Origin of the sequence: Flavobacterium sp. CSZ (assembly GCF_015350725.1) — a bacterium.
GTDB lineage: Bacteria > Bacteroidota > Bacteroidia > Flavobacteriales > Flavobacteriaceae > Flavobacterium.
Genome location: NZ_JADKPQ010000003.1, coordinates 337509 through 362826, shown reverse-complemented (window position 1 = coordinate 362826; position 25318 = coordinate 337509). Strand labels below are relative to the sequence as shown.

The window sequence follows — 25318 nt, the reverse complement described above, 5'->3', positions numbered from 1 at the left end:
AGTCTTAATATAAATTTGCAACCCTTACTAATTATAAGTAATTTCGCATTTTTAAAATAAACAATCAATAATGAGCATCGAAAGAGAATTAAACAAACGTAGCGGATCAAAATGCGAACTTTGTGGCGCCGAAGAAAATCTAAAAGTATATCAGGTATTACCAACTCAAAAAGGCGGACTTGACGAAAGTATTTTAGCATGTAGCACGTGTATTGACCAAATTGAAAACCCGGATAATGTCGATTTAAATCACTGGAGATGTCTTAATGACAGCATGTGGAATGAAAACGTTGCGGTACAAGTGGTAGCCTGGAGAATGTTAAGCCGTTTGCGCGCTGCAGGATGGCCACAGGAATTACTTGACATGATGTATTTAGACGAAGATACTCTTGCATGGGCACAAGCAACAGGAGAAGGCGAAGATGATGAAAACAAAATCATTCACCGTGACAGTAATGGTGTAATTTTAGAACACGGAGATTCTGTAGTTTTAATCAAAGACCTAAAAGTAAAAGGATCAAGCATGGTGGCCAAACAAGGAACAGCCGTTCGTAACATCCGTTTAGATCACGAAAACGCCGAATATATCGAAGGAAAAGTAGACGGTCAGCAAATTGTAATTATTACACAATACGTCAAGAAAATATAAGTTTTCAGTCGCAGTCACAGTTTTCAGTTATTTGCTAACTGTAAACTACGACCGAAAACTGTAAACTAAAAAAAGGGCTATTCATATCGTGAATAGCCCTTTTTTAGTATGTATAAGTAGTAAATTATCTTTGGAATAATTTATTAATCTGATCTTTCAATAATGGTTCAGAAACACTGCTTGTTGCAGAAGAAGCATCTTTAGAAGAAACCATAAACTGAACTGTAGCTTTCTCAGGAATAACACTTCCTGTGTAGTGTAACCAGATATAGTTATTAGGTAATTCTAATTTTATATCATACAAAGGCGTTGCAGTAAAACCGTTTACAATGATACTGTAAAGACTGTTGTAATCATTATTTACATTTTTGAATGTAAATTTTCTCAAGCTTGATGACTCCTCATCGTTCTGGATACTTGTATAATAAACAGTATACTCATCTCCAATTTTTTGAATATAGTTGTTATTTACTTTTCCTAATCTTTCAACAGGTACAGTTTCAAGAACCTTAATTTGTGCAAAAGAGACAAAACTAAACATCAAAATGGCAATCGTAATAATTCTTTTCATAATTAATTTGGGGTTTATTATTTACGGGCACAAGAAACGCAGAAAATATGATAAATTAAAGCCTTATCCGTTAATTTATTAACAATAAATTAAGATTGTTGTTTAAAATCAATCAAAACCTGCAATAAATAAAATTAAAATATTGAAATTCAATAATTTACACACATGCAATACCCGAAATTTCATTAAAAAACGACCAAATTTAGTAATCAACAAAGATCAAAAAAGGTTGTAATTATAAAACTTATACTACAATAATTACTTCTTGATTTTAATACAGTTCTTTCATTAAAAGAAGATCGGATCCAAAACAAACCCAAAGCTTAAAATTTGAAACAAAAAAATTACTTCTCCTCCTCTTTCTTTACCACTTTACGGGCAACTTCGATTTTAAATTTCTTGCCTTTCATTTTCTCGTCTTTAATATTATGCAACAAGTCTTTTACCTTATTGAATTTTACAGCCGCAAACGAAATAAAATCTTTTACCTCTATTAAGCCTAAATCGCCTTTCTCCAGTTTCCCTTTTTGAGAAAAGAAACCAACGATATCAATCTTATTTAGTTTTGTTTTCTTTCCGCCACTAATATAAATCGTTTGGTATTCCGGTGGCTTAGGCAAAGTTGTTGAGTTTTCGACTTTTAAAACTTCCATTCCGTAGTCGATATAATCCAATTTTTTTTCACTTTCGTGAATGATAATATAAGCCGTTCCGGAAGCCTGCATACGGGCAGTACGACCGTTACGATGTGTAAATTCGTCTTCTTTAAGAGGCAAATGATAATGAATTACGTGTTTCATTTCAGGAATATCCAGTCCACGAGCCGCTAAATCAGTTGTGATGAGGTAACTCATACTTCCGTTTCTAAACTGAATCAAAGCACGTTCGCGCTCGTCCTGATCCATTCCGCCATGATAATAGGTCGCGTAAATTCCTTTTTCGTTTAATGTATCACTAATACGCTCAGCCGCATCACGATGATTACAGAAAATAATAGCCGATTGCGATTTCAGTGAACAAATCAAATTGAATAAACTGCCTAATTTGTCTTTTGAAGGAGAAACAACCATTTTCATCGAAAGATTAGTTTTCTCTTCCTGCTCCGGAATAAAATCCAGAATAGTAGGATTTACCACTCTCGTATATCTGGGAATTTCAATGTCTGAAGTTGCCGAAACCAAAACGCGTTTGTTCAGTTTTGTCAACTTCCCAATGATATATGACATTTGCTCATGGAAACCCAATTGCAATGATTTATCAAATTCATCCAGAATTAAAGTCTGAATTTTATCTGTTCTAAAAGTGTCTCTGTCGATATGATCTGCAATTCTTCCCGGAGTTCCTATCAAAACCGCTGGCGGATTGCTCAAATTTTTGATTTCGGTATCTATTGAGTGTCCTCCGTAACAAATATTTACTTTGTATGGCGTTCCCATTTTTTTCCAAACCTGCTCAATCTGCAAGCCTAATTCGCGCGAAGGCACTAATATTAAACACTGAACCGAAAGGATTTCCGGCTGCAATAATTCTAAAACAGGTAACAAGAAAGCCAGTGTTTTTCCTGATCCTGTTGGTGAAAGTAATAATACGTTGTTATCGTTTAAAATTGCGTCTTGAGCAACTTCCTGCATTTCGTTTAGGGTTTCAATTCCTAAGTTCGAAAGTATGTTGTTGGAATGGTGATTTTTATTCATTTTGCAAAAGTAGTCAAAAAAAATTGTTTCAGGTTTTTCTTGTTTCAAGTTTCAAGTTTATATACAAATCGTAAAAATGTTTCCTGCAGATTTTGCAGATTTTGCAGATTAATTTTTAACACATAAAAATCCGCTCAATCTGCAAAATCTGCGAGCGAAAAAAACACGAAGCATTTCAACTTGAAAACTTAAACCTGAAACAAATTAATTATATTTGAATCTCGCTTTAAAACCAAAACCATGAGACTTTTCATCCTGCCTCTTCTACTCTTTTCTTTGACAATCTTCGCTCAAAACAATAAAAAATACGATACTTTTTTTGAAAAAGGAAATGGAAATCAATCGGCTTCTTATCAAGAAACTATTGCTTATTTTAAACTTTTAGCCAAAGATTTCCCAACGATTCAGATCAAAGAAATGGGTCTTACAGATTCCGGAGAACCTTTGCATATGGTGGTTTATAATCCTGACAAAGAATTTGATTTTGATAAAATTCAGAAAAACAAAGCGGTTCTTTTTATCAATAACGGAATCCACGCCGGAGAACCTGACGGAATCGATGCGACGATGCAATTCTACAGAGATTTAGCAATAGGAAAACTCAAAGCGCCAAAAAACACTGTTTTAGTTACCATCCCGGTTTATAATATTGGAGGGGCTTTAAATAGAAATTCAACTACAAGAGCCAATCAGGACGGTCCAGAAATTTATGGTTTTAGAGGAAATGCCAGAAACTATGATTTGAATCGTGATTTAATGAAATCGGATACCCGAAACACCAAGAGTTTTGTAGAAATTTTTCAGAAAATAAATGCTGATGTTTTTATTGATAATCACGTGAGTAATGGATCTGATTATCAGTACAAGCTAACCTATATCATGACACAGCACAACAAACTCGGAACAGTTTTGGGTGATTTTTTGAATGATGAAATGATGCCCGCTCTGGTAAAAGATTTACAGCAAAAGAAAATCGAAACCACACCTTACGTAGATTCGTTTAAAGATACACCAGACAAAGGTTTTGGTCAGTTTGTAGACAGTCCGCGATATACAACGGGTTATACTTCGTTGTTTAACACAATTGGTTTTGTGGTTGAAACCCATATGCTAAAAAAATATGCTGAACGTGTAAAAATGACCTACGAATACACCAAATCGACTTTGGATTTTACCGATGTCAATTACCAAAAAATAAAAGCGCTTCGAGTGAAGAACATGGAGCAATATCAACCCAAAAAAACATATACTTTAAAATGGGAATTGGACAGCACAAAAGCCGCGACATTTTCGTTTTTAGGATATGAGGCGAGTTACAAAAAAAGTGACGCTACAACCGGAAATCGTTTGTATTATGACCGAAGTAAACCGTATAAAAAAGACGTTCCGTACATCAAAGAATTCAAATCGGTTAAAGAAGTGGTGATTCCAACTGCTTATATTATTCCGCGTGGTTATTGGAATATTATTGATTTGCTCAAAAATAACACTATCAGCTATTCTCAACTTAAAAACGATACGATTATTGAAGTAGAGAGCTATAGAATTGCCGATTTTAAAACGGTTCCTAATGCTTATGAAGGACATTATTTGCACTATAATACATCCTTAACTTCTAAAAATGTAAAAATGGCTTTCACCAAAGGTGATTACCTGGTTCCAACCAACCAAAAAGGTGTAAAATATTTAGTAGAAGCTTTTGAACCGGAAGGTGTTGATTCGTTTTTTAACTGGAATTTCTTCGATCCTATTTTGCAGCAAAAAGAACATTATTCAGAATATATTTTTGAAGATACAGCTTCGAAACTGCTTAAAGAAAATCCGCAACTAAAAACCGAATTAGAAACCAAAAAACAAAACGATCGCGAATTTGCCAAGAATTCTCAAGCGCAGCTAAACTGGATTTATAAAAATTCGGTGCATTACGAAAAGGCGCATATGCAATATCCTGTTTATCGTGTTTTGTAGATTTTTTTTAATCACTAAGTTTTTTTTACCGCAGAGGTCGCTAAGTTTTTTTTTGATTTTTGATTGTGTTGAAAAACACAGAGATCGAAAAGCTTTACGAAAAGAACTTTGTCAAAGTTGAACCGAAAGAAATAAAAACCTGAAAACCAATTATATTTTAATTTGTATTTTAGTACTTCATAAACTAACCCACTAACTACTACTTTATGTCATTTCAAGGATACTTAAAAACCATTAAAGAGAAAACAGGAAATGGTCCGGCTGAGTTTAGAACTCTGGCGGAACAAAAAGGATTTACAATAGATGGAAAGCTTCAACCTGAGGTAAAAGCCGGAGATATTGTAAACTGGCTTAAAAATGATTTTGACTTAGGTCAGGGACATTCAATGGCAATTTATGCACTGCTTAAAGGCATAAAAAATGAAGATAGTGAGTAAAAGTGTAAAATAATTAAAACTTTTACACGATAATTTTAAAACATAAAATGAGAATAATTTCGGTTAGGGAAAACCCTGAATATAAAGATACGGCCATTCAATATTTTCAAAATAGCTGGTCTGAGGTAGCGCCAATTATTTACGAAGATTGTATTAGCCATAGTATAAATGCCAAAGACTCTTTGCCGCAATGGTATTTATTAAAATATAATAATGAAATTATTGGCTGTGCCGGGCTTATTACAAATGATTTCATTAGCCGAATGGATTTATATCCCTGGGTTTGTGCCATCTTTATCGATGAAAAGCACAGAGGAAATAACTACAGTAAATTACTCATCGAAAAAGCTAAAGAAGACTCTAAAAACGCCGGATTTCAAAACTTATATCTGTGCACTGATCATATTGGATTTTACGAAAAAATGGGTTTTAACTACATCGGACAAGGATATCATCCCTGGGAGGAAGAATCCAGAATTTATCAAATCGATTTGTAATCTTATTTCAGCACGACAAAACATAAACATTAATTTTATACTAACTAAAAAGCCATATAAGGAATGGGAATATTCAACAATCTTTTTAAAAAGAAAGAAGAAAATACGGAGTCAACTGTCAATCAACAAAACATTAGTAAGCACTTTGAATCTGAAAATGATTTTTTAGAAAAATTTGGAGCGATTGCTTTAGAAAAACAAAGAAATCTTTATAATGTCACTGGCGGACTTTCCTGGAATGTTGATATGAATAAAGAAGAAATAACATTTGGAGACGATCTTATTTTTCCGATGCAGGTTTTGGGGTCGTTTTCTTACTCTTCAGAAACATGGCTTTGGATCTGGGAGAATAAAGCTGGCGGTTATGCCGAATCTGTTATGAAACAGGCTCTTTTATTAAAGCAATACGGAGAAGAAAATAATATAGATTTGTTGACTGTTGGAAAATTTGACGCTGTAGAGAATGATTTACATTTAATAGGAATGATTGCTGTTGAGATGTTCAACGGAAGTGGTTATTATCTTGGAAATTATGGTCAGGGAACAATGGTTGTTACTATTAAATCTGATATAATAGATCAAGTTGAAAGCGAAGAGTTAGCCCGAATCTTAACTGTTTTTCCAGAATTAATTTCAACATTTGAAATTCAAAACCACAAAAATGCTTTTACAAATTACTTATCTCAAAAAGGTTATGAACTGACTGTAAATGAAAATGAAATTAAAGCAGAAAAAAATAAAAATGTAATTAATGCTGTTTTTAATGACGATAATCTTTTGATAAAATTAAATGGTAATTCTTAAGATTTTCTGTCTGTCTTAAAAACAACAAAAAAACCAGAAATGCCTTTAACCGCTTGCTCTCTTGAGGGATAGGAGCTATCCGCCGCGACGTAGCGGGTAGCCCGACAGCATCCCGATAAGAGGGCGCATATGCGCAAAGTGATTTACCCTCTTGGCGGGATGGTGTCACGCCCTGATGGAGATTATAAGTTACTAAGCTGTTAACACACTAAGTTTTTGATTTTAAATATGTTGAAAAGCTTTGTTAAACAAAAAAAACTGTCTTAGACCTTAGTCAAACTTAAAAAGTCATGACTTCTTTTTCCAAAAATTTAATACCCCATCGCAGGCAGAATATTCTAAATCAAAACTTTCGGGTATTTCTTCCCATGTGCTCCAATAGGTTACAAGTCTTGTATTTTTGGGTGTTTTATGGAGCTGATCTCTTACGTAATTGGAATAAGAAAGAAACAATTCGTTTTTTGGAACGATATTTTTATCGATTGGACAGGAAGTATCGATGTTTTCGAAAAAAGAATTGTAGAAATAAAATGCATCGTAATCTGAAAAAGAAATATCGGTGATGTTGGAATGAATAAATTCGACGTTTTCTACCTGATGCTTTTCGGCTATTTTTTTTGACAGCTTTATAAGTGACGCTCTTTGCTCGACACCATAAAAAATGCCTTTTGTTGAAGCCGCGCCTACCAAACAAAATTTACCGGCACCAGCGCCAATATCTAATACTTTTTTATTGGGTTTATCTACAAGATAATCTGCCGCTGCCTTAGCAATGGCAACGGGTGTCCAATGTCGCTCTGAAAGTCTTCGGATGCGTGTAGAGTATAGCATATTGAAGGTGCTATCTTCTATTTCTATATTTTTTTTTAAGGATTTAAAAATCATTTTGCGAGTTGTTTGTATTCTTGATTGAATAACACCAAATTAATATCAAGGATTAAAATTAAAAAATACAGTATTTTCTCTTAAAAAAAAATATTAGTTGCCACAATTTCATAATCAAAATCAATTCATACACTAAAATTTAAAAAAAAGCCCAATGAACGCAATGCTCATCAGGCTTGTTTTTTTATGATGACATAATATCAACAATAAAATTAAAAAATCGAATTCAAATTGGAATTTGGAATTTGATATTATTATTGTAGTTGATTCTCTTGTTCGAACAACAATTTAATGTTTTCGTAAGAGTTTTTTAGCGCATCTTTGATTTGCTCAGGATTTAGCCAGGCGACTTTTTCAATGCCTTCTTCGGCTTGACCTTGTGGGATTCCTTCGAAATCTGATTGCATTTCGAACCAATGTGTCACTTTTAGTTTGTATTTTCCGTTGCGTTTGAAAACGTGATAGGTTTTTTCGAGTTTATTGGTGATGCGTAATTTACCTACTCCGGTTTCTTCTTCGACTTCGCGCATGGCAGTGTCTTCGATTTCCTCTCCTTTTTCGATTCCGCCTTTTGGTAAGTCCCATTTTCCGTTTCTGAAAATAAATAAAACCTCACCTTTTTTATTGTACACAAGCCCTCCACCCGCTTTATTTACGGGAATTTTGGCTTTTAACGTCTTCATAATTTCCTTTTCGTCAGGATGATACAAATAAGCTTTTTGAATTTTATTTTGAAACATTTTGACGATAAGATGCTCGATATCAATACTCTCTAACAAGAATAATTGAAAATCAGTCTCTTTCGAGATCTCATTTGTCAAAAAAAGTGGTTTGTCGTTCACAAAAACTTTATACATTTGTACTATGATTTTTAATAAAGATACTGCCGAAAAAACAGCCGAATTGCTTTTGCAAATAAATGCAATTAAATTGAATCCCGAAAATCCTTTTACATGGGCTTCTGGTTGGAAATCTCCTATTTATTGTGATAATAGGTTAATTCTTTCATTTCCGAGCATCCGAAACTACGTTCGTGATGAGTTTGCGAAAAATATTGAAAAACAATTTGGGAAACCAGATGTTATTGCCGGTGTTGCCACTGGAGCCATTGGAGTGGGGATTCTTGTTGCTGAAAGCCTTGGATTGCCGTTTGTATATGTGCGCCCGGAAGCAAAAAAACACGGAAGACAAAACCAGGTTGAAGGTTTTTTACAAAAAGGCCAAAATGTGGTTGTGGTTGAAGATTTAATTAGTACAGGAAACAGCAGTTTGATGGCTGTTGAAGCTTTACGTAACGAAGGAGCCAACATAAAAGGTATGGCAGCGATTTTTACGTACGGTTTTGGTGTTGCCGAAGAGAACTTTAAAAATGCTAATATCGATCTGTATACGTTAAGTAATTACGAAAACTTATTAGACTTAGCAGTTCAGAAACAATATATTACCGAAGACCAACAATCGACTTTACTGCAATGGAACGAAAGTCCATCGACGTGGGGAAAAGAGGAAGAATAATTCTTAGATTTTAGATTTTAGATTTCAAATTCTTAAAAATAGTGTCACATTGGAATTTGGAATTTATTCATACCCTCTTCTTAAAAACAATTAGTAAAAAAATTAAAATATGAACTTAGAAAGTCCAAAAGTTACTGTTCAGAAATCAGCTCAAGATTTATTTGATTTATTGACTGATGTTAAGAATTTTGAAAAATTAATGCCGGATAATATCGCAAAATTTGAAGTGATTGGCGAAGATGCTTTTATTTTTGGACTGAAAGGTATGCCGGAAATAAAACTTAAAATGAAAGAGAAAACAGCACCAAACAAAATTGTTTTGGGAGCTGCAAGTGATAAACTTCCGTTTACTTTGGTTTCGAATATCGATAGTGTTTCAGCTACCGAAAGTGCTGTACAATTGCAATTCGAAGGTGATTTTAACCCAATGATGGCCATGATGATCAAAGGGCCAATTAGCAAGTTTATTGAAACTTTAGCTACTAATATGACAAAGCTTTAATTTTTAATTATCAATTGTGAATTGTTAATTATTAATTCCTGAACTACATAAATTATAAGGTCCGATTAAGTCGGGCCTTTTTTATTTCTAGCAGATTGTAGATGATTTCTCGCAAAGTCGCAGATTCGCAGAGCTTTATTTTTAAGCTGTAAAGTTTTCACTAAAATCTTTACGGTTCTTCTGCTTTACGCGATTAAAAAAACCTAGAAGCTTAGCGACTTAGAAACTCACAGTCTTCAAAAAACCAATTCATCCTTAAAAAATAACAGTTCGGAACTATAAATTATTACACCCAAAATTATTCATCGAAGTTTGATCCATCAAAACTAACCAACATCAAAATGGAACAAACTATTAAGATTTTAATTTACATACATGCGTTTTTTGGCGGAATCGGGTTAATTACAGGAACTGGAAGTATACTAGTCAAAAAAGGAGGTTTACTGCACAAAAGAATGGGGAAACTATTCTCTATCGGAATGATTACGAGTTCTCTTATCTCTATCCCTATTTGCTGGATGCCCAAACACCAGAACATCTTTTTATTTTTAATTGGCTTATTTACTATTTATCTTGTGATTGCAGGAAACAGGGTTTTGACTTTTAAAACTAAAACAAAAGCTGACACAATCGATTTTATAATCTCAGGAAGTATGTTATTCTTTTCAGTAGTAATGATTGCCCTGGGAGTTTACTGTCAGTTGATGAATATTGAAAACGGAATATTGTTTACCTTTTTTGGTGGATTTGGACTTTATATGACAATCAAAGATTTTCAATTTTACAAAAATGTTTCGGAAACAAATAAAAAATGGCTTTCTAAACACATTGGTAAAATGATTGGAGCACTAATCGCTTCGATAACAGCTTTTATCGTAGCCGGAATAGGTATTGGAAACATAATGGCATGGATGGCACCTTCTATCCTGGGAACAATCTACATCATCTATTGGAATAGAAAAATAGCACCAAAAAAGCCCGTATTAAAAAGTATAAACTAAACTTATGGCGCACGGATTTTGCGGATGTAACTGATTTACACTGATTTTTATGTCAATAAAGCAAAATCAAAAAAACTTAGAATCTTAGCCACTTTTTAATATAACATCTGAATTTCCTTGATTTCGAATTCCGAAACCGAATCGTCTTCTAACAAAATTTGTATTTTACCAACAGGAGAAACTCCCTGAATGATTCCCATGAAATTTTGTCCGGAATCTTTGGCACTCAGCTTTTTAAACGGCATTGGTATCCCCTGACGGAATAAGGAATTAAAATACTCTTTCCATAAATCAGAAGAACTGTTTGCCCAGGAATCAATCTTTTGCTGTATTTTTTCTAATATGATGGACACTAAAGTATTTTTATCAAATTCAGCTTTACAAATTACAGCTAATGAAGAAGCATTGGGCAAATGATCAAAATTAGTCTGGTTTACATTTAAGCCTATCCCAACAACTGACACAATCCTGCCATCGCTTTTTATGGTATTTTCGATAAGTATGCCACCAACCTTTTTGTTGTATGACATAATGTCGTTAGGCCATTTTATACATAAATCAGGAATATTTAATGATTTTAAGGCATCGATTACTGCTAATGAAACAATAACGCTTAGGTTAAAAACTTGCTCATTATCATAAAGAAAATCCTTTACCAAGACACTCATAATTAAGTTTTTACCTGATTCTGATTGCCACTTAGAGCCCATCTGCCCTTTTCCTTTTGTCTGATTTTCAGCAGTTACTACGGTAAAATTATCGAGTTCATCCTGACTTGCCAATGATTTAAGGAAGTCATTTGTTGAATCTATGGCATCGAGTTTGATTAGTTTCATTAAAGGAATTTAATTAACTTAATTTAATATTTTGTTAAGGTTCAAAAATAATCACAAATTTTGGTAACTTTACAAAATCATACAAAATAATTCATGGCGAAAAAGACTATTAATAATGATGTTCTATTGGCGAACATAATCAAAGGGATTGAAGAAGTAAAAGGAAATGACATCGATATTCTTGACTTAAGAGATATAGACACGGCAGTTTGTGACTATTTTGTTATTTGCAACGGAAATTCAAACACCCAAGTTAACGCCATTGTTAACTCAATTCAAAAGACAGTATCTAAAGACTTAAAAGATAAACCGTGGCACGTAGAAGGAACCGATAACGCAGAATGGGTTCTTATGGATTATGTGCACATTGTTGTACACGTTTTCCAGAAACATATTCGCGAATACTATAATATTGAGAGCCTTTGGGGTGACGCCAAAATAACTACAATCGAAAACAAATACTAAAAGAAACTTTCTCTAATGGCTAAAGATAATAATCCAAATCCGAGTAAATTTAAAATAAGTCCTTGGTTAATATACACCGCAATACTTCTAGTTTTTTTATTTATAAGTTTTGCAACCGGAGGATCAAACTTAAGCGAACCTGCTCAATTAACCTCTTCTAAATTCAATGTTTTATTAGAAAAAGGTCAGATTGAAAAAGTTATTGTATTCAATAAGGCAGAAGCCGAAGTATACTTAAACGCTGCTGCTCTTAAAGATCCGGCAAATAAAAAAGTAGCTAATGATATTTTCGAAAGACCTAACAAAGGTCCTCACTATACATTAGAAATTGGTAACGACCAGATTTTTCAAACTAAATTAGAAAAAGCAGTTGCCGAAGGCAAACTGAAAGATTTTAATTTCCTGCAGAAAAATAACTGGACTGATATCTTAATCAGCTTACTTCCTATCATCATTATTATTGGTGTTTGGATTTTCATTATGCGTAAAATGTCAGGTGGCGCAGGTGGCGGTGGCGGACAAATCTTTAACATTGGAAAATCGAAAGCTAAATTGTTTGATGAGAAAACCGATATTAAAACTACATTCAAAGATGTTGCTGGTTTAGAAGGTGCTAAAGAAGAAATACAAGAAATTGTAGAATTCCTTAAAAACCCTGAAAAATACACCAATCTTGGAGGTAAAATTCCTAAAGGAGCTTTACTTGTAGGACCTCCGGGAACCGGTAAAACCTTATTGGCAAAAGCAGTGGCAGGAGAAGCTCAGGTACCTTTCTTCTCGTTATCAGGTTCTGATTTTGTAGAGATGTTCGTAGGTGTTGGTGCTTCACGTGTTCGTGACTTATTTAAACAAGCAAAAGAAAAATCTCCTGCTATTATCTTTATCGACGAGATCGATGCTGTGGGTAGAGCAAGAGGAAAAAGCAATATGTCAGGCGGAAACGACGAAAGAGAAAACACTTTGAATCAATTACTGACAGAGATGGATGGTTTTGGTACAAACTCTAACGTAATCGTTCTGGCTGCAACCAACAGAGCCGATGTTTTAGATAAAGCTTTAATGCGTGCCGGACGTTTCGACAGACAAATTTTTGTTGACCTACCAGACATTCGCGAAAGAGCTGAAATCTTCAAAGTTCACTTAGCTCCTATTAAAAAAGTTGAAGGTCTTGACCTTGATTTCTTAGCAAAACAAACTCCGGGATTCTCTGGTGCTGATATTGCAAACGTTTGTAACGAAGCTGCATTAATTGCTGCACGTAACAACAAAACTGCAGTAGACAGACAAGATTTCCTTGATGCCGTTGACAGAATCATTGGTGGTCTTGAAAAGAAAAATAAAATTATTACTCCAGAAGAGAAAAGAGCAATCGCTATTCACGAAGCCGGTCACGCGACTGTAAGCTGGATGTTAGAGCATGCTGCACCACTTATTAAAGTAACTATTGTTCCTCGCGGACAAAGTTTAGGAGCGGCCTGGTACCTTCCGGAAGAAAGACAAATCGTAAGAACTGACCAAATGTTGGACGAAATGTGTGCTACTATGGGCGGAAGAGCTGCTGAAAAGGTAACTTTTGACAGAATTTCGACTGGTGCATTAAGCGATTTAGAAAAAGTTACACGTCAGGCCCGTGCTATGGTAACGATTTACGGTTTGAATGATAAAATCGGAAATGTTACTTATTACGATTCAAGCGGTCAAAGCGAATACAACTTCTCTAAACCATACTCTGACGAAACGGCTAAAGTAATTGATAAAGAAATTTCAGAATTAATTGAAGGTCAATACCAAAGAGCCATTCAAATTCTTGAAGAAAACAAAGACAAACTAAATCAGTTAGCTGATATATTAATTGAAAAAGAAGTTATTTTTAAAGATGACTTAGAAACTATTTTCGGAAAACGTACTTTTGATAAAAATTTAGAAGAAGTGGTTTCGTAAATATTCAGTAAATATGTAATATTTTTTAAAATCTTAATTCAAAATAGCCTTTTGAATTAAGATTTTTTTATCTTTGAACGTTTTCAATTAACATGTAAAGTATTTCATATAAAATGAATTTTTTCAAAAAAATATTTGGGTCTAGCGATGCCGCTTCTGATGAAGAAAATGAAAGCGAGTATGGAGGAAATCATACTCCTGATAGTCATTTATCTATAGATGAAAGATTCATTTTTAATTTCAAAAAAAATGGGGGTAAATTTTTATATTGTGAAAACAAACAAGAAGTTGCCGAACAATTTGAAAATATACTAGAAGAAAATGATTGGTTCGAAAGCGAAGTTTTATGCTACGAGCCAGGACTATTTCATTTATTAGAAGAAAATAAATTACTTTATATTTCTCCTAAAAACCCTAAGTTTTTATTGGCTACCTGCGAGAACTTAATTGCTGATGAAGGTTCTATCTTATTCTCATCAAAGCAAATCAGGCAGGACAAACCAAACGAATTACCCGCAAATATTGTAATTATTGCTACTACAAGCCAACTGCAATTAATAAAAAGTGATGGTCTAAGCGCTATCAAAAGAAAATACGAAAGGGACTATCCAACCAATATTACCACAATAAAATATTTCGAAAAAGCCAAGGAAGAAGATTTTACACAATACGGAAGTGTTGCAAAAAATCTATATTTATTGCTCCTAGAAGATCTTTAAGATGAATGAAACACTCAAGAGAACCATTTCTGGTGCTGTTTATATCGCTTTACTACTAACTTCTATTCTGTTTTCTACCGAAAGCTTTATTATCCTTTTTGGCATTTTCCTAATTATTGCAACCTATGAGTTCTGCAATTTAGTAGGGTTAAATAAGATATTTTCTATTTTATTTGTTACCCTTTTTTATTCGACTGTATCACTGATCAGCTTCTATAAAATAGAAACTGAAAATCACATCAGTAAACTATTAAAAGAGAACATCATAATTACTGTCGATATAGATCGCCTGTTTACGGTATTACTTGTAATTACACTAATTGTATCAATAAAATGTATTGTATTTTTATTTGATGACACACAAAACATAAGCAGAGCATCCAAATATATCTATTTAGTAGGATACATTATGCTGCCCTTTCTGTTTATTACCAAGATTTCATTTGGTATCAAAGATTACAATCCAAAAATCATCATTGGCCTGTTTGTTTTAATCTGGACCAACGACACTTTTGCCTATTTGGTAGGTAAATCAATAGGTAAACATAAATTATTTGAACGCATTTCTCCTAAAAAAACCATTGAAGGATTTCTTGGAGGAGTAGTCTTTGCCGCTTTTGCCGGTTTTTTAATCTCAAAACTATACATCCAGCCTAATCCTGATTTCAGCAATAAATCGATCCTAATCTGGACGATAATTGCTTTAATTGTTAGTATTTTCGGAACTATTGGAGATTTGATTGAATCAAAATTCAAAAGGGTTGCCGGCGTAAAAGACAGTGGCGCTATAATGCCTGGCCACGGAGGCGTATTAGATCGATTAGATAGTGTTATATTTGTAGCACCAATTATATTTTTATTTTATCAAATTTTATACTATGTTTCATAAAGAAGGAGGCCCATCCATTTTATTAGGTACTGCATTTGCAGTAGCTGTACTTTTAATTGCTGACAAATTCATTGATATTACCTGGCTAAGAATGCTTGTTCAAATTGCCGGTGTAGTACTTCTGATTATTATTTTACAATTCTTCAGAAACCCTAAAAGAATTGCAATTAGAAACAGCGATCAGATCCTTGCTCCGGTTGATGGAAAAGTTGTGGTTATAGAAGAAGTTTATGAAGGCGAATATTTTAAAGATAAACGTTTACAGGTTTCTATCTTTATGTCACCAATAAACGTACACGTTACCCGCTACGCAATGGATGGAATTATCAAATTCAGTAAATACCACCCTGGAAAATTTTTAGTTGCATGGCATCCAAAAGCAAGCGAAGAAAACGAAAGAACTACAGTTGTAATCGAAAATGAAACTTTTGGACAAATATTATACAGACAAATTGCTGGTGCATTAGCAAGACGAATTGTGAATTATGCTCAGGAAGGTATGCAGGTTGTACAAGGTACTGATGCAGGTTTCATAAAATTTGGTTCAAGAGTAGATTTATTTTTACCTTTAGGTACTCCAATTAATGTAGTATTAAACCAAAAAGCAATTGGCGGTAAAACAATTATTGCTACAAAAGCTTAATGAGCAAAAAAGATTTAGATACTCGTTTTTCTGAGGCGGTTGAAACTGCTTTAAAAATGACTCAGGCCTCACTGCCGCAAGATGTGCAGCTACGCCTTTATGCCTATTACAAGCAGGCAACTTTTGGAACTGCGATCTACAATCAATCTGAAAATTTTGATTTAAGAAACGCATTCAAAACAAATGCCTGGATGCAAATTAGCCATATATCTATTGATGAGGCAAAAGAATGCTATATTGAAATCATTAATTCACTAACATCAAAATAATTAACATTATGAAGAAATACATTGTTCATTTCAGCATTTTAGCTTCATTTTTCCTCTTATTTTCATGTAATGATAACAACAAACTAACCGAAGTTGTAGAAGTTCCTTTACCAACAAAAGAGGAGAAAATAACAATAGGATCACCAAATGATGTAAAAGCAGATCCGGGTTCTTTTGAGATGACAAAATTATCTTATTCATATGACGGACTGGCTCCTGCCATACGAACGCTTACTTTAGAAACACATTATTCTAAACATTATTTAACCTACACGAACAACTTTAATAAAGAAATTGCCAATACCGAATTTGAGAACATGCCGCTTGAAGATATCCTAAAAAAAATGGATCTCAGCAATGCAAAACTTCGTCAAAATGCAGGTGGCTATTACAATCATACACTTTATTTCAATATCCTGACTCCTAAAGAGCAAACCCCTAAAGACACTCTTGCGGGTTCGATTAATAAAGAATTTGGTTCTTTTGCCAATCTTACCAATCAGTTTAAAGGTCAGGCGACAAAGCAATTTGGTTCAGGTTGGGTTTGGCTGGTAGTGGACAGATATGGGAAACTACAAGTTACTACAACTGATAATCAGGATAATCCTTTAATGAAAAATGCCCTGATTCCCGGAACGCCTATTTTAGGAATCGATTTATGGGAACATGCTTATTATCTGGATTACCAAAACAGAAAAGGAAGTTATATCGATGCTTTTTACGAACATATTAATTGGGAAAAAGTAAACGAATATTATACTGAAGCCCTCAAAAAGGTCAGGAAAGTATAAAAACAAAAAAGCTGATACAATTGAGTATCAGCTTTTTTTTGATCTTATAGTACTGCATCAAACAAAATCAATGCAAGTTCTATCCTATTTTAACTCATAAATAAACGATTCAGATGGTGCTATTTTTACTTTAGCCCTTCCCTCTCCATTACTGACATTCAGTTTTACCTCATTCTGCAAGTACAATTGATCTGTAAGTCCGTATTCACCGTCTTTCAAATTCCATTTTGAGATAATATCTGCCGGAACTTTCAATTCAAACTCACTTGTTTTTTCAGAAGAAAAATTCGCCACAACGATCAATTTCTGATTTTCAGACCAGCGAACATACGAATAAAGCAATTCATCATAACCGGCATTATTCTCACGGTTTACAGATTGAATTTCCTGAAAACTTCCCATCAAAGCCGGACTATTAATAGAGAAATTTAATAATCGCTTATAAAAATCACGAAGATTTTTCTCTGATTCAGAAAGCTGTCCTCCGTCAAATTTTCCGCCATTCATCCAACGCTGATGATTAGGAACGCCGATATAATCAAAAATTGAAGTTCTTGTAGGTTTTCCAAAACCGGCATCTTCATTTCCGGCCTCTCCTACTTCCTGTCCAAAATAAACCATTGTTGGCGAAGTGCTAATCGTAGTCGAAACCACCATTAAAGGTTTTCCTCTTTCCGGTGTTCCTGCAAATTCAGAACTTGCCAAACGCTGCTCGTCATGATTATCTAAAAAGTGAAGCATATTATGTTCAATATCCGACATACTTTTCTGAATATCCGATAATCCGTCAGGAGATGATTTTCCGCGAATAATGCCTTTCAGTTTATCATAAGTTTCGACCTTATCATATAAATAATCCATTTTTCCTAAACGAATATAATTGCGATATTCATTTGGGTTATACACCTCTGCCAATAAAAACGCATTCGGATTTTTCATTTTGATAGCCGAGTTCATATAACTCCAAAACTCATACGGAACCATTTCGGCCATATCATAACGAAAACCATCAACACCTTTTACAATCCAATACAAAGCGATTGATTTAAACTTTTTCCAGGAATCCGGAACGTCTTTATCCTGCCAGAAAGCAAAATGCTCCTGATATGATTTCTGATCAAATCCGGCTGGAAGTTCAGGAAAATCCTTAGATCCATCCGGACGAATTCCGTAATTTACTTTTACGGTTTCATACCAGTCATTTTGATCTGGTTTTACTTTTCGCGAACCGTTTCCTGTCCATTTTGCTGGATTTTCATCAAATACTCCATCAACAAGTGGATTCTTTTCTCCGTTTAATGGAATATCATTGTCCGGAATTTCAAAGTGATTATTCGGGATATAATAATAATTGTTGTTTCTGCTGTATTCAACATTTGCATTGTCATTGGCACCAAAATCCTTAACACCTTCAGGATTATTTTTCCCTTCATATTTTCTGGCAATATGATTCGGTACAATATCAATAATAACTTTCAAACCTGCTTTGTGCGTACGGTCAATCAAATCTTCGAATTCCTGTAATCTGTTCGCCGGATTTAATGCTAAATCGGGATTTACATTATAATAATCTTTCACCGCATAAGGCGATCCTGCACGGCCTTTTACCACTTCGGGATCATCATCAGAAATTCCATAAGCTTTATAATCCCTCACCAAAGCGTGGTGCGGAACTCCGGTATACCAAATGTAAGTAACTCCTAAATCTTTAATTTCATGAAGCGCATGGTCGGTAAAATCATTAAATTTCCCTACTCCATTTTCTTCAATTGTTCCCCAGGGTTTATTGGTTGTGTTTTTATTTCCAAACAAACGCGTAAAAACCTGATAAACTACAATCTTCCTTTCAGCAGGAACTTCTTCTTTTGTTATATTCATTTTTAAATCTTTGGTTTTACATGCAGAAAACAGCATGGTTGCAGCCAATCCTGCAACAAAAACTTTTTTATTTATCATATTCGTTTTTTATAAACTAATGGTTTTCTGAACTCAACATCCCGAAACTATTTTCTAAATTTAGGCTAATTTTTAAAATTCAAATCAAACAAAAATCATATTACATTAATACATTATATAAAAAGCCAACTATAACGAAATAGTATTATGATTTGTTGATAATTAAAAAAAGGTTCAGAGAAACAAAGTTTTTTCCTGATGAATTAAAATTAAATCTCTTCTTTATATTAGATGCACTGCTATGCATCTCTAAAGATATATACTACCTGTAAAATTCATTTTACCAGAAATATCACAGTCCTTTTGAAAACTTTAAACCTTTGTTCCTTCGAACCTATGAAACTTTAAACCTAATAAGAAAACCTTCACATCTAAATAATATAAATTAATCACAATATCAGTAAAGGTTGTAACCTTTTTCATAAATTTGACAAAAATTTAATCAATTGAAGAAATCACTATTTTTCATATCCTATTGTTTGCTATTGTTAAGCGTTCAATTCATTTTTGCACAGGCGCCAAAGCCAAAAACAATTAATATTGAAAATGCAGATTTGGTAGAAGTCAATGAAGTCTTAGTACCTGACGGTGTTTTATTGACTGGAAATGTAAAAGTAAATCATGACGGGATTGTATTAACTTGTAACAAAGCCTACGTTTTTAAGAAAGAAAACTATCTTAAAGCATTTGGAAATGTACAATTAGTACAAGGTGATACTTTATTTCTAAACAGTAAATATGCGGAATATAGTGGAAATTCAAAAAAAGCTTTCGCCACCGGAGATGCTGTGATGAGTTCTCCAGATGCCACTCTACAAACAGATACTATTAATTTTGATCGAAATATTCAGCAGGTTTTTTACAATACAAAAGGTACTATCGTTAATAAAGACAATACCCTGGTAAGTAAATCAGGAAGATATTTTGTAGCTGAGAAAAAATTTCAATTCCTGACAGAAGTTACGATTACAAATCCTAAATATGTTATAAAATCGAATCATTTAGATTATTACAGTAATTCAGGACACACTTATTTGTTTGGCCCGTCGACTATTACAAGCAAGACGAACTACATTTACACCGAAAAAGGGTTTTATGATACCAAGAAAAACCTTGCGCATTTTTTAAGGAAGTCGTACATAAAATACGATGACCGACTCATAGAAGGGGATAGTTTGTACTATAATCGAAATATTGAATTTGCCTCTGCCACCCGAAATGTAAAAATTACCGACTCTATCAATCGCGGAATTGTAAAAGGACATTATGCCGAAATTTACAAACTAAAAGATTCGATGTTTGTCACAAAAAGAGCCGTAGCCATAAATCTCGTCGAAAAAGATTCGGTTTATATTCACGGACAAAAATTAATGGTTACCGGCAAAGAAGGCGAACGAATTTTAAGAGCGTATAAAAACGTTCGTTTCTACAAAATAGACATGAGCGGAAAATGTGATTCTATCCATTCGAACTCTAAAACTGCATTGACAAAATTGATCGGAAATCCAATTCTATGGAACGGAGAAAGTCAGATTACAGGAGATATTATGCATTTAATTGGTGATAACACCACCAAAAAATTAGATTCCTTAAAAGTCCTCAATAACACCTTTATAGTCTCGCGGGATACCCTCGGCACGGGTTATAATCAGGTCAAGGGACTCAATTTATTCGGAAAATTCAAAGAAGGAAAATTGCATGACGTCGATGTGATTAAAAACACCGAGGTAGTCTATTATATGCGAAATGACGATAATCAGCTCATTGGCATCAATAAAAATGTAAGCAGCAAGATCAATCTTATTTTAGAAAATAACGATATCGAAACCATTACATTTTTTAATAAAGTCGACGGCGATGTTTATCCGGAAGCCGATCTGCCCGAAAATGCACGTAAACTAAAAGGCTTAAAATGGCGAGGTGACGAACGAATAAAGTCCAAAGATGATATTTTTACCGCCGAAGACAACGAACTCAACGACAAATTAGTACAGGAAGGAAAAGACCAGGAAGCCAAGGACAAAACCACCCCGATGAAAGTCAGAAAAGAAACCCTTGATTACGACAAAAAGAAACCTGCTGTTAATAAAACTAGTACCACAAAAGCAAGCACTACTAAGACTAAGAAATAGTTTTCAGTCGCAGTTACAGTTTTCAGTTTTATATCTTTACGGTAAAATTAGTCGTAGTCACAGTTTTCAGTTTACAAAGCTTTGCGGACTTTGCATTTTAATAATATGATCTTGACCTAAATCTTAGTAAACTTTGCGATCTTTGCGGTTAAATTCAGTCACAGTATTTAGTTACAGTTTTCAGTTTCATACTGAGACCAAAACCGAGACTGAGACTAAACTTTCAACCTTAGTACCTTTGCCAATTTGAACCTTAAAAAAAATGAATCCAGATTTTATAAAATACCAGGCACAAACCTCTCCTTACCCACTCGGAATGGAAGTTTCTCACGCCATTGGTTCCTATATTTACGATACAAACGATAAAAAATATTTAGATTTTGTTGCCGGAGTTTCGGCCTGCACACTTGGACATCAACACCCGAGAGTCAATCAGGCGATCAAAGATCAGTTAGACAAATATTCGCACGTTATGGTTTATGGCGAATATTCGCAAAGCCCGGCCGTTCAATATTGCAAATTACTGGCCTCATTCCTACCCGAATCTCTAAACAAAACCTATTTAGTCAATTCAGGTACAGAAGCTATCGAAGGCGCACTAAAATTAGCCAAACGAACCACAGGACGCAGTCAATTGATTTCTTGTCATAACGCCTATCACGGTAACACCATGGGTTCCATGAGCGTTATGGGATTCGAAGAACGCAAGCAAGCCTTTCGTCCGTTGCTTCCTGATGTTGACTTTATCACCTTCAATAACGAAGAAGATTTGCAAAAAATCACCACCAGAACAGCCGCAATACTTTTAGAAACCATTCAGGGAGGCGCAGGATTTATTCAGCCCGAAAACAATTATCTGCAAAAAGTACGTAAACGTTGCGATGAGGTTGGTGCCATGATGATTGTCGACGAAATCCAACCCGGATTTGGAAGAACCGGTAAACTATTTGGTTTCCAGAACTATGACGTCGTTCCGGATATTGTCGTTATGGGAAAAGGAATGGGTGGCGGAATGCCGGTAGGTGCTTTTACCGCTTCGGCAGAAAAAATGGATCTATTAACCGAAAACCCTAAACTGGGACATATCACCACTTTTGGAGGCCATCCTGTCATTGCGTCAGCCTGTTTAGCTACTTTGCAGGAATTAACTGAGACAAATTTAATGCAGGACACCTTAAATAAAGAAAAACTCTTTAGATCGCTTTTGGTACATCCTTTGATAAAGCAAGTTAGAGGAAAAGGATTAATGCTTGCCGCCATGACAGAGAGTGCAGAAATAACAAACGAAGTTATTTTAAACTGTCAGGACAAAGGGCTCATTTTATTCTGGTTGCTGTTTGAAGGATGCGCAATACGAATAACACCACCGTTAACCATTTCTGACGAAGAAATAAAAGAAGGTTGTGCCATAATCTTAAGTGTTATGGATGAAATCATGAAAAAAGAACAAGTAGTTTAATTAGGAGCTATTTCCTGCTATCTGCTATCAGGGCTAGGATTCACGGTTAAAACAAAAATAAAATAAAAATCAAATTTAATCTTTTACAGACCAAAAGATTATAACTTAAAACAGAATAGAAATTCTGTCCATATTGTTAATTAAATTGTTCACAACAATTAATTCCCATTCCTCACAACAATAATATGGTTGCCTAAATTTATAACAGGCTAATTTCAAATAAAGACAGTATGCAATTAAGCAACGAAGAAGAAGATTATAACCTATCCCTATCCAAATTTGAGTCGATGTTAAAAACTAACAAAGTACTCTTTTTTGATTCTGAAGAATTTGAAGAAATTATTCTTCATTATTTAGACATAGGCAAGGCTAATTTAGCAAAGAAGGCCTTGAAACTTGCATTAGACCAACACCCAAAATCTACGGGCTTAAAATTAGTACAAGTAGAAATGTTGGTTTACGACGATAAACTAGAGATCGCCGAGAAACTCTTAAATGAGTTATATGCAATCGAACCTAATAACGAGGAAATTTACATCCAGAAAGCCAATATCTGCTCTAAAAGAGATCAACACGAAAAAGCGGTAGAATTGCTTAAAATTGCCCTGCAATATACTGATGACTACGCTGACGTGTACAACCTGATCGGAATGGAATATCTTTTTATGGATAACCTCGAGATGGCAAAAGACAGTTTTATCAAATGTCTTGAAGAAGATTTAGAAGATCAGTCTGCCTTATATAATGTGGTGTATTGTTTTGAATTTTTAGATCAAAACCAGGAAGCCATTGTTTATCTCAACGAGTACATCAATAAAAACCCATACAGCGAAATCGCCTGGCATCAGCTTGGCCGTTTGCATTATGGCGTAAAAGAATATGAAAACGCTATTCGTGCTTTTGACTATGCAACCCTAATCGACGATGAGTTTTTAGGTGCTTTCATGGAAAAAGCAAAAGCCTATGAGCGTCTTAAACAATACGCTGAAGCGATTGAAAGCTACAACAGAACCATCGAGTTAGACGATGCTACTTCTTATGCGCTATTGCGTATAGGGAAATGTTACGAAAAACTGGGTAATTCAGTTAAAGCACTTCAATACTATAACCAAACAGTACACGAAGATCCCCTTTTAGACAAAGGATGGATTGCTATTACTGATTTCTATGTTCGCCAGAAAAACTTCCAGAAAGCCTTATTTTTTGTCAATAAAGCATTAGCAATCGACAATCAAAATCGTTTGTACTGGAAACGTTATGCGACGATCAACAAACAAATGAACTTTTTTGAAGAAGCAGAATTTGGTTATAGAAAAGCAGTAGAATTTGGAGATTATGCCTTAGATACCTGGTTATTTTGGGTTGACATTCTTCAGTTTTTAGGCGAATTCGAAAGCGCTATTCAGACTTTATTACAGGCCACAGAATATTTTCCGGAAGAAAACGAGATCGAATATCGTTTGGCAGGATTGTATTTCATGATTCAGGACAATACCAAAGCAAAATTTCATTTAAGCAATGGTTTGCGTTTGAACTTTGATAATTACATCTTAATCGAAGATTTATTTCCGGTAGTATGGTCAAAAAAGACGGTTAAAAATTATATAGAAAAACATAGAAAACAATAATGATTGATATTTTAAGGAGACGTTTTGGCTTGTTAGGCCGTAATATTAGTTACTCATTTTCGAAAGGATATTTTACAGAAAAATTTAGCGATGAAGTTTTTGCCGGCAACAGCTATGAAAACTTTGACATCTCAGAAATTAATTATTTCACTGAATTAGTAAAAAACAATCCCGATTTAAAAGGCCTTAATGTTACGATTCCGTACAAAGAACAAGTAATTCCCTTCTTAGATAAACTTTCAAAAAAAGCAGCTCTAATTGGTGCCGTAAACACGATTAAATTTACCAAAAACGGAAAATTAAAAGGATACAACACTGATTACTATGGTTTCAAAAAATCATTAGAACCATTATTAGAGCCGCACCATAAAAAAGCACTTATTCTGGGTACAGGCGGCGCCTCAAAAGGTGTTGCCTTTGCACTGGACGAACTTGGTATTCCGTATACTTTTGTATCGAGAGAAGCCAAGGAAAACATTATCGATTACAATTTAATCAATGCCACTACATTTGATAATTTCAAAATCATAATCAATTGTACACCAGTTGGCACAAGCCCAAATATAGAAGCTTGTCCAGATCTTCCGTACGAGTTTTTCACAGAGAAACATATCGCCTACGATTTAATCTATAATCCGGCAGAAACTCAGTTTTTAAAAAACGCCAAAGAAAAAGGCGCTGTAATCAAAAACGGTTATGACATGCTTATTTTTCAGGCAGAGAAAGCCTGGAAAATCTGGAATAAATAAAAGACAAAAACACACTAATTACTAGTGTGTTTTTTTTTATATATTAGACTAAGTAATAGTTTTTTTTTTAGAGTTTGGATGAAAAATGATGCTAATCAATATGATTTACATCCAACCCGGTATTACTTTTAGAAGCCATAAATCCTACAATTACGGCATCGAAGTCAGAGTCCTTATTTTGTTTTAGTTTGAAAGAAAACTAAAAATTTAAGTTTACAATATTAATTTAATTTGATTTTTCTAAAATTTCTATTAATCCGAAATTTAAATTTACTTCAAAAAAATCAGCTAAAAAACCCATATCATATTCCTAAAATA

General features: G+C 34.2%; 25 protein-coding genes. 19 read left to right on the top strand and 6 right to left on the bottom strand.

The genetic code is table 11. The features are described 5' to 3' along the window. Positions 1 to 70: 70 nt before the first annotated feature. On the top strand, positions 71 to 649 hold the full coding sequence (locus tag IRZ78_RS05635) for an alkylphosphonate utilization protein (protein WP_194615586.1): 579 nt from the start codon (positions 71 to 73) through the stop codon (positions 647 to 649). 124 nt (positions 650 to 773) lie between these two features. On the opposite strand, the gene IRZ78_RS05630 is transcribed toward IRZ78_RS05635, so the two are convergent. Further along, positions 774 to 1220: a hypothetical protein gene (locus tag IRZ78_RS05630; protein ID WP_194615585.1), complete on the bottom strand. Its 447-nt coding sequence runs from the start codon at positions 1218 to 1220 to the stop codon at positions 774 to 776. A 344-nt stretch (positions 1221 to 1564) separates the two neighbouring features. Next, complete coding sequence (locus IRZ78_RS05625) at positions 1565 to 2914, bottom strand: DEAD/DEAH box helicase (protein WP_194615584.1); 1350 nt, start codon at positions 2912 to 2914, stop codon at positions 1565 to 1567. Between the two features lie 240 nt (positions 2915 to 3154). Here IRZ78_RS05625 and IRZ78_RS05620 point away from each other — a divergent pair, with 240 nt between their 5' ends. From IRZ78_RS05620 to IRZ78_RS05605, 4 genes are all read left to right on the top strand, one after another. After that, a complete protein-coding gene (locus IRZ78_RS05620) occupies positions 3155 to 4882 on the top strand; it encodes a M14 family metallopeptidase (RefSeq protein ID WP_194615583.1) in 1728 nt (575 codons plus the stop codon). Between the two features lie 206 nt (positions 4883 to 5088). Then, positions 5089 to 5319 carry a DUF4287 domain-containing protein gene (locus IRZ78_RS05615; RefSeq protein WP_194615582.1) on the top strand — a complete coding sequence of 77 codons (231 nt, stop codon included), beginning with the start codon at positions 5089 to 5091 and terminating at the stop codon, positions 5317 to 5319. A 47-nt stretch (positions 5320 to 5366) separates the two neighbouring features. Further along, positions 5367 to 5816, top strand: coding sequence for a GNAT family N-acetyltransferase (locus IRZ78_RS05610; protein ID WP_194615581.1), 450 nt, complete (start codon positions 5367 to 5369; stop codon positions 5814 to 5816). Positions 5817 to 5879: 63 nt separating this feature from the next. Further along, on the top strand, positions 5880 to 6620 hold the full coding sequence (locus IRZ78_RS05605) for a DUF6882 domain-containing protein (protein ID WP_194615580.1): 741 nt from the start codon (positions 5880 to 5882) through the stop codon (positions 6618 to 6620). A 288-nt stretch (positions 6621 to 6908) separates the two neighbouring features. Here the strand turns inward: IRZ78_RS05605 and IRZ78_RS05600 are convergent, their stop codons facing one another. Further along, a complete protein-coding gene (locus IRZ78_RS05600; RefSeq protein ID WP_194615579.1) occupies positions 6909 to 7505 on the bottom strand; it encodes a class I SAM-dependent methyltransferase in 597 nt (198 codons plus the stop codon). A 254-nt stretch (positions 7506 to 7759) separates the two neighbouring features. Next, positions 7760 to 8362: an NUDIX domain-containing protein gene (locus IRZ78_RS05595; RefSeq protein ID WP_194615578.1), complete on the bottom strand. Its 603-nt coding sequence runs from the start codon at positions 8360 to 8362 to the stop codon at positions 7760 to 7762. A 7-nt stretch (positions 8363 to 8369) separates the two neighbouring features. Between IRZ78_RS05595 and pyrE the strand changes: the two genes are divergently transcribed. From pyrE to IRZ78_RS05580, 3 genes are all read left to right on the top strand, one after another. After that, on the top strand, positions 8370 to 9020 hold the full coding sequence (gene pyrE, locus IRZ78_RS05590) for an orotate phosphoribosyltransferase (protein ID WP_194615577.1): 651 nt from the start codon (positions 8370 to 8372) through the stop codon (positions 9018 to 9020). A 109-nt stretch (positions 9021 to 9129) separates the two neighbouring features. Further along, positions 9130 to 9522, top strand: a complete 393-nt coding sequence (locus tag IRZ78_RS05585) for an SRPBCC family protein (protein ID WP_194615576.1) — start codon at positions 9130 to 9132, stop codon at positions 9520 to 9522. Positions 9523 to 9863: 341 nt separating this feature from the next. Next, positions 9864 to 10523, top strand: coding sequence for a hypothetical protein (locus tag IRZ78_RS05580; protein ID WP_194615575.1), 660 nt, complete (start codon positions 9864 to 9866; stop codon positions 10521 to 10523). A gap of 95 nt (positions 10524 to 10618) precedes the next feature. Here IRZ78_RS05580 and IRZ78_RS05575 read toward each other — a convergent pair whose 3' ends face one another. Next, on the bottom strand, positions 10619 to 11359 hold the full coding sequence (locus tag IRZ78_RS05575) for a biotin--[acetyl-CoA-carboxylase] ligase (protein ID WP_194615574.1): 741 nt from the start codon (positions 11357 to 11359) through the stop codon (positions 10619 to 10621). Positions 11360 to 11452: 93 nt separating this feature from the next. Here IRZ78_RS05575 and rsfS point away from each other — a divergent pair, with 93 nt between their 5' ends. The 7 genes from rsfS to IRZ78_RS05540 all read left to right on the top strand — a co-directional run bounded on the left by rsfS (position 11453) and on the right by IRZ78_RS05540 (position 17076). Then, positions 11453 to 11824: a ribosome silencing factor gene (rsfS, locus tag IRZ78_RS05570; protein WP_055098058.1), complete on the top strand. Its 372-nt coding sequence runs from the start codon at positions 11453 to 11455 to the stop codon at positions 11822 to 11824. A 15-nt stretch (positions 11825 to 11839) separates the two neighbouring features. Continuing rightward, positions 11840 to 13765 carry an ATP-dependent zinc metalloprotease FtsH gene (gene ftsH / locus IRZ78_RS05565; protein ID WP_194615573.1) on the top strand — a complete coding sequence of 642 codons (1926 nt, stop codon included), beginning with the start codon at positions 11840 to 11842 and terminating at the stop codon, positions 13763 to 13765. 113 nt (positions 13766 to 13878) lie between these two features. Continuing rightward, on the top strand, positions 13879 to 14484 hold the full coding sequence (locus IRZ78_RS05560) for a lactate utilization protein B/C (RefSeq protein ID WP_194615572.1): 606 nt from the start codon (positions 13879 to 13881) through the stop codon (positions 14482 to 14484). Between the two features lies 1 nt (position 14485). Next, positions 14486 to 15373 (top strand): phosphatidate cytidylyltransferase, encoded by an 888-nt coding sequence (locus IRZ78_RS05555; RefSeq protein ID WP_194615571.1) that lies wholly within the window; start codon positions 14486 to 14488, stop codon positions 15371 to 15373. Then, entirely contained in the window at positions 15363 to 16016 is a 654-nt protein-coding gene (locus IRZ78_RS05550; protein ID WP_194615570.1) for a phosphatidylserine decarboxylase family protein, read from the top strand. The genes IRZ78_RS05555 and IRZ78_RS05550 overlap by 11 nt, the downstream gene beginning before the upstream one ends. Continuing rightward, positions 16016 to 16285 (top strand): acyl-CoA-binding protein, encoded by a 270-nt coding sequence (locus IRZ78_RS05545; protein WP_194615569.1) that lies wholly within the window; start codon positions 16016 to 16018, stop codon positions 16283 to 16285. Before IRZ78_RS05550 ends, IRZ78_RS05545 begins: the two co-directional genes overlap by 1 nt. A gap of 8 nt (positions 16286 to 16293) precedes the next feature. Next, entirely contained in the window at positions 16294 to 17076 is a 783-nt protein-coding gene (locus tag IRZ78_RS05540; RefSeq protein WP_194615568.1) for a superoxide dismutase, read from the top strand. Between the two features lie 84 nt (positions 17077 to 17160). On the opposite strand, the gene IRZ78_RS05535 is transcribed toward IRZ78_RS05540, so the two are convergent. After that, positions 17161 to 19032, bottom strand: a complete 1872-nt coding sequence (locus tag IRZ78_RS05535) for an alpha-amylase family glycosyl hydrolase (RefSeq protein WP_194615567.1) — start codon at positions 19030 to 19032, stop codon at positions 17161 to 17163. A 479-nt stretch (positions 19033 to 19511) separates the two neighbouring features. Here IRZ78_RS05535 and IRZ78_RS05530 point away from each other — a divergent pair, with 479 nt between their 5' ends. From IRZ78_RS05530 to IRZ78_RS05515, 4 genes are all read left to right on the top strand, one after another. Further along, entirely contained in the window at positions 19512 to 21164 is a 1653-nt protein-coding gene (locus IRZ78_RS05530) for an OstA-like protein (RefSeq protein ID WP_194615599.1), read from the top strand. 262 nt (positions 21165 to 21426) lie between these two features. Beyond that, the gene (locus tag IRZ78_RS05525) at positions 21427 to 22623 is read left to right on the top strand and encodes an aspartate aminotransferase family protein (protein WP_194615566.1); all 1197 of its coding nucleotides are present in this window, start codon (positions 21427 to 21429) and stop codon (positions 22621 to 22623) included. 230 nt (positions 22624 to 22853) lie between these two features. Continuing rightward, entirely contained in the window at positions 22854 to 24251 is a 1398-nt protein-coding gene (locus IRZ78_RS05520) for a tetratricopeptide repeat protein (protein ID WP_194615565.1), read from the top strand. Further along, on the top strand, positions 24251 to 25000 hold the full coding sequence (locus IRZ78_RS05515; protein ID WP_194615564.1) for a shikimate dehydrogenase: 750 nt from the start codon (positions 24251 to 24253) through the stop codon (positions 24998 to 25000). The genes IRZ78_RS05520 and IRZ78_RS05515 overlap by 1 nt, the downstream gene beginning before the upstream one ends. Positions 25001 to 25318 lie beyond the last annotated feature (318 nt).

What these genes read in the sequence shown, in the direction of transcription:
- IRZ78_RS05585 (WP_194615576.1), top strand. Translation starts at nt 9,130, where the DNA reads ATGAACTTAGAAAGTCCAAAAGTTACTGTTCAGAAATCAGCTCAAGAT.
- pyrE (WP_194615577.1), top strand. Translation starts at nt 8,370, where the DNA reads ATGATTTTTAATAAAGATACTGCCGAAAAAACAGCCGAATTGCTTTTG.
- IRZ78_RS05560 (WP_194615572.1), top strand. Translation starts at nt 13,879, where the DNA reads ATGAATTTTTTCAAAAAAATATTTGGGTCTAGCGATGCCGCTTCTGAT.
- IRZ78_RS05635 (WP_194615586.1), top strand. Translation starts at nt 71, where the DNA reads ATGAGCATCGAAAGAGAATTAAACAAACGTAGCGGATCAAAATGCGAA.
- IRZ78_RS05630 (WP_194615585.1), bottom strand. Translation starts at nt 1,220, where the DNA reads ATGAAAAGAATTATTACGATTGCCATTTTGATGTTTAGTTTTGTCTCT.
- IRZ78_RS05515 (WP_194615564.1), top strand. Translation starts at nt 24,251, where the DNA reads ATGATTGATATTTTAAGGAGACGTTTTGGCTTGTTAGGCCGTAATATT.
- IRZ78_RS05620 (WP_194615583.1), top strand. Translation starts at nt 3,155, where the DNA reads ATGAGACTTTTCATCCTGCCTCTTCTACTCTTTTCTTTGACAATCTTC.
- IRZ78_RS05595 (WP_194615578.1), bottom strand. Translation starts at nt 8,362, where the DNA reads ATGTATAAAGTTTTTGTGAACGACAAACCACTTTTTTTGACAAATGAG.
- IRZ78_RS05550 (WP_194615570.1), top strand. Translation starts at nt 15,363, where the DNA reads ATGTTTCATAAAGAAGGAGGCCCATCCATTTTATTAGGTACTGCATTT.
- IRZ78_RS05575 (WP_194615574.1), bottom strand. Translation starts at nt 11,359, where the DNA reads ATGAAACTAATCAAACTCGATGCCATAGATTCAACAAATGACTTCCTT.
- IRZ78_RS05605 (WP_194615580.1), top strand. Translation starts at nt 5,880, where the DNA reads ATGGGAATATTCAACAATCTTTTTAAAAAGAAAGAAGAAAATACGGAG.
- IRZ78_RS05545 (WP_194615569.1), top strand. Translation starts at nt 16,016, where the DNA reads ATGAGCAAAAAAGATTTAGATACTCGTTTTTCTGAGGCGGTTGAAACT.
- IRZ78_RS05625 (WP_194615584.1), bottom strand. Translation starts at nt 2,914, where the DNA reads ATGAATAAAAATCACCATTCCAACAACATACTTTCGAACTTAGGAATT.
- IRZ78_RS05600 (WP_194615579.1), bottom strand. Translation starts at nt 7,505, where the DNA reads ATGATTTTTAAATCCTTAAAAAAAAATATAGAAATAGAAGATAGCACC.
- IRZ78_RS05525 (WP_194615566.1), top strand. Translation starts at nt 21,427, where the DNA reads ATGAATCCAGATTTTATAAAATACCAGGCACAAACCTCTCCTTACCCA.
- IRZ78_RS05520 (WP_194615565.1), top strand. Translation starts at nt 22,854, where the DNA reads ATGCAATTAAGCAACGAAGAAGAAGATTATAACCTATCCCTATCCAAA.
- IRZ78_RS05580 (WP_194615575.1), top strand. Translation starts at nt 9,864, where the DNA reads ATGGAACAAACTATTAAGATTTTAATTTACATACATGCGTTTTTTGGC.
- IRZ78_RS05555 (WP_194615571.1), top strand. Translation starts at nt 14,486, where the DNA reads ATGAATGAAACACTCAAGAGAACCATTTCTGGTGCTGTTTATATCGCT.
- IRZ78_RS05615 (WP_194615582.1), top strand. Translation starts at nt 5,089, where the DNA reads ATGTCATTTCAAGGATACTTAAAAACCATTAAAGAGAAAACAGGAAAT.
- ftsH (WP_194615573.1), top strand. Translation starts at nt 11,840, where the DNA reads ATGGCTAAAGATAATAATCCAAATCCGAGTAAATTTAAAATAAGTCCT.
- IRZ78_RS05610 (WP_194615581.1), top strand. Translation starts at nt 5,367, where the DNA reads ATGAGAATAATTTCGGTTAGGGAAAACCCTGAATATAAAGATACGGCC.
- IRZ78_RS05540 (WP_194615568.1), top strand. Translation starts at nt 16,294, where the DNA reads ATGAAGAAATACATTGTTCATTTCAGCATTTTAGCTTCATTTTTCCTC.
- rsfS (WP_055098058.1), top strand. Translation starts at nt 11,453, where the DNA reads ATGGCGAAAAAGACTATTAATAATGATGTTCTATTGGCGAACATAATC.
- IRZ78_RS05535 (WP_194615567.1), bottom strand. Translation starts at nt 19,032, where the DNA reads ATGATAAATAAAAAAGTTTTTGTTGCAGGATTGGCTGCAACCATGCTG.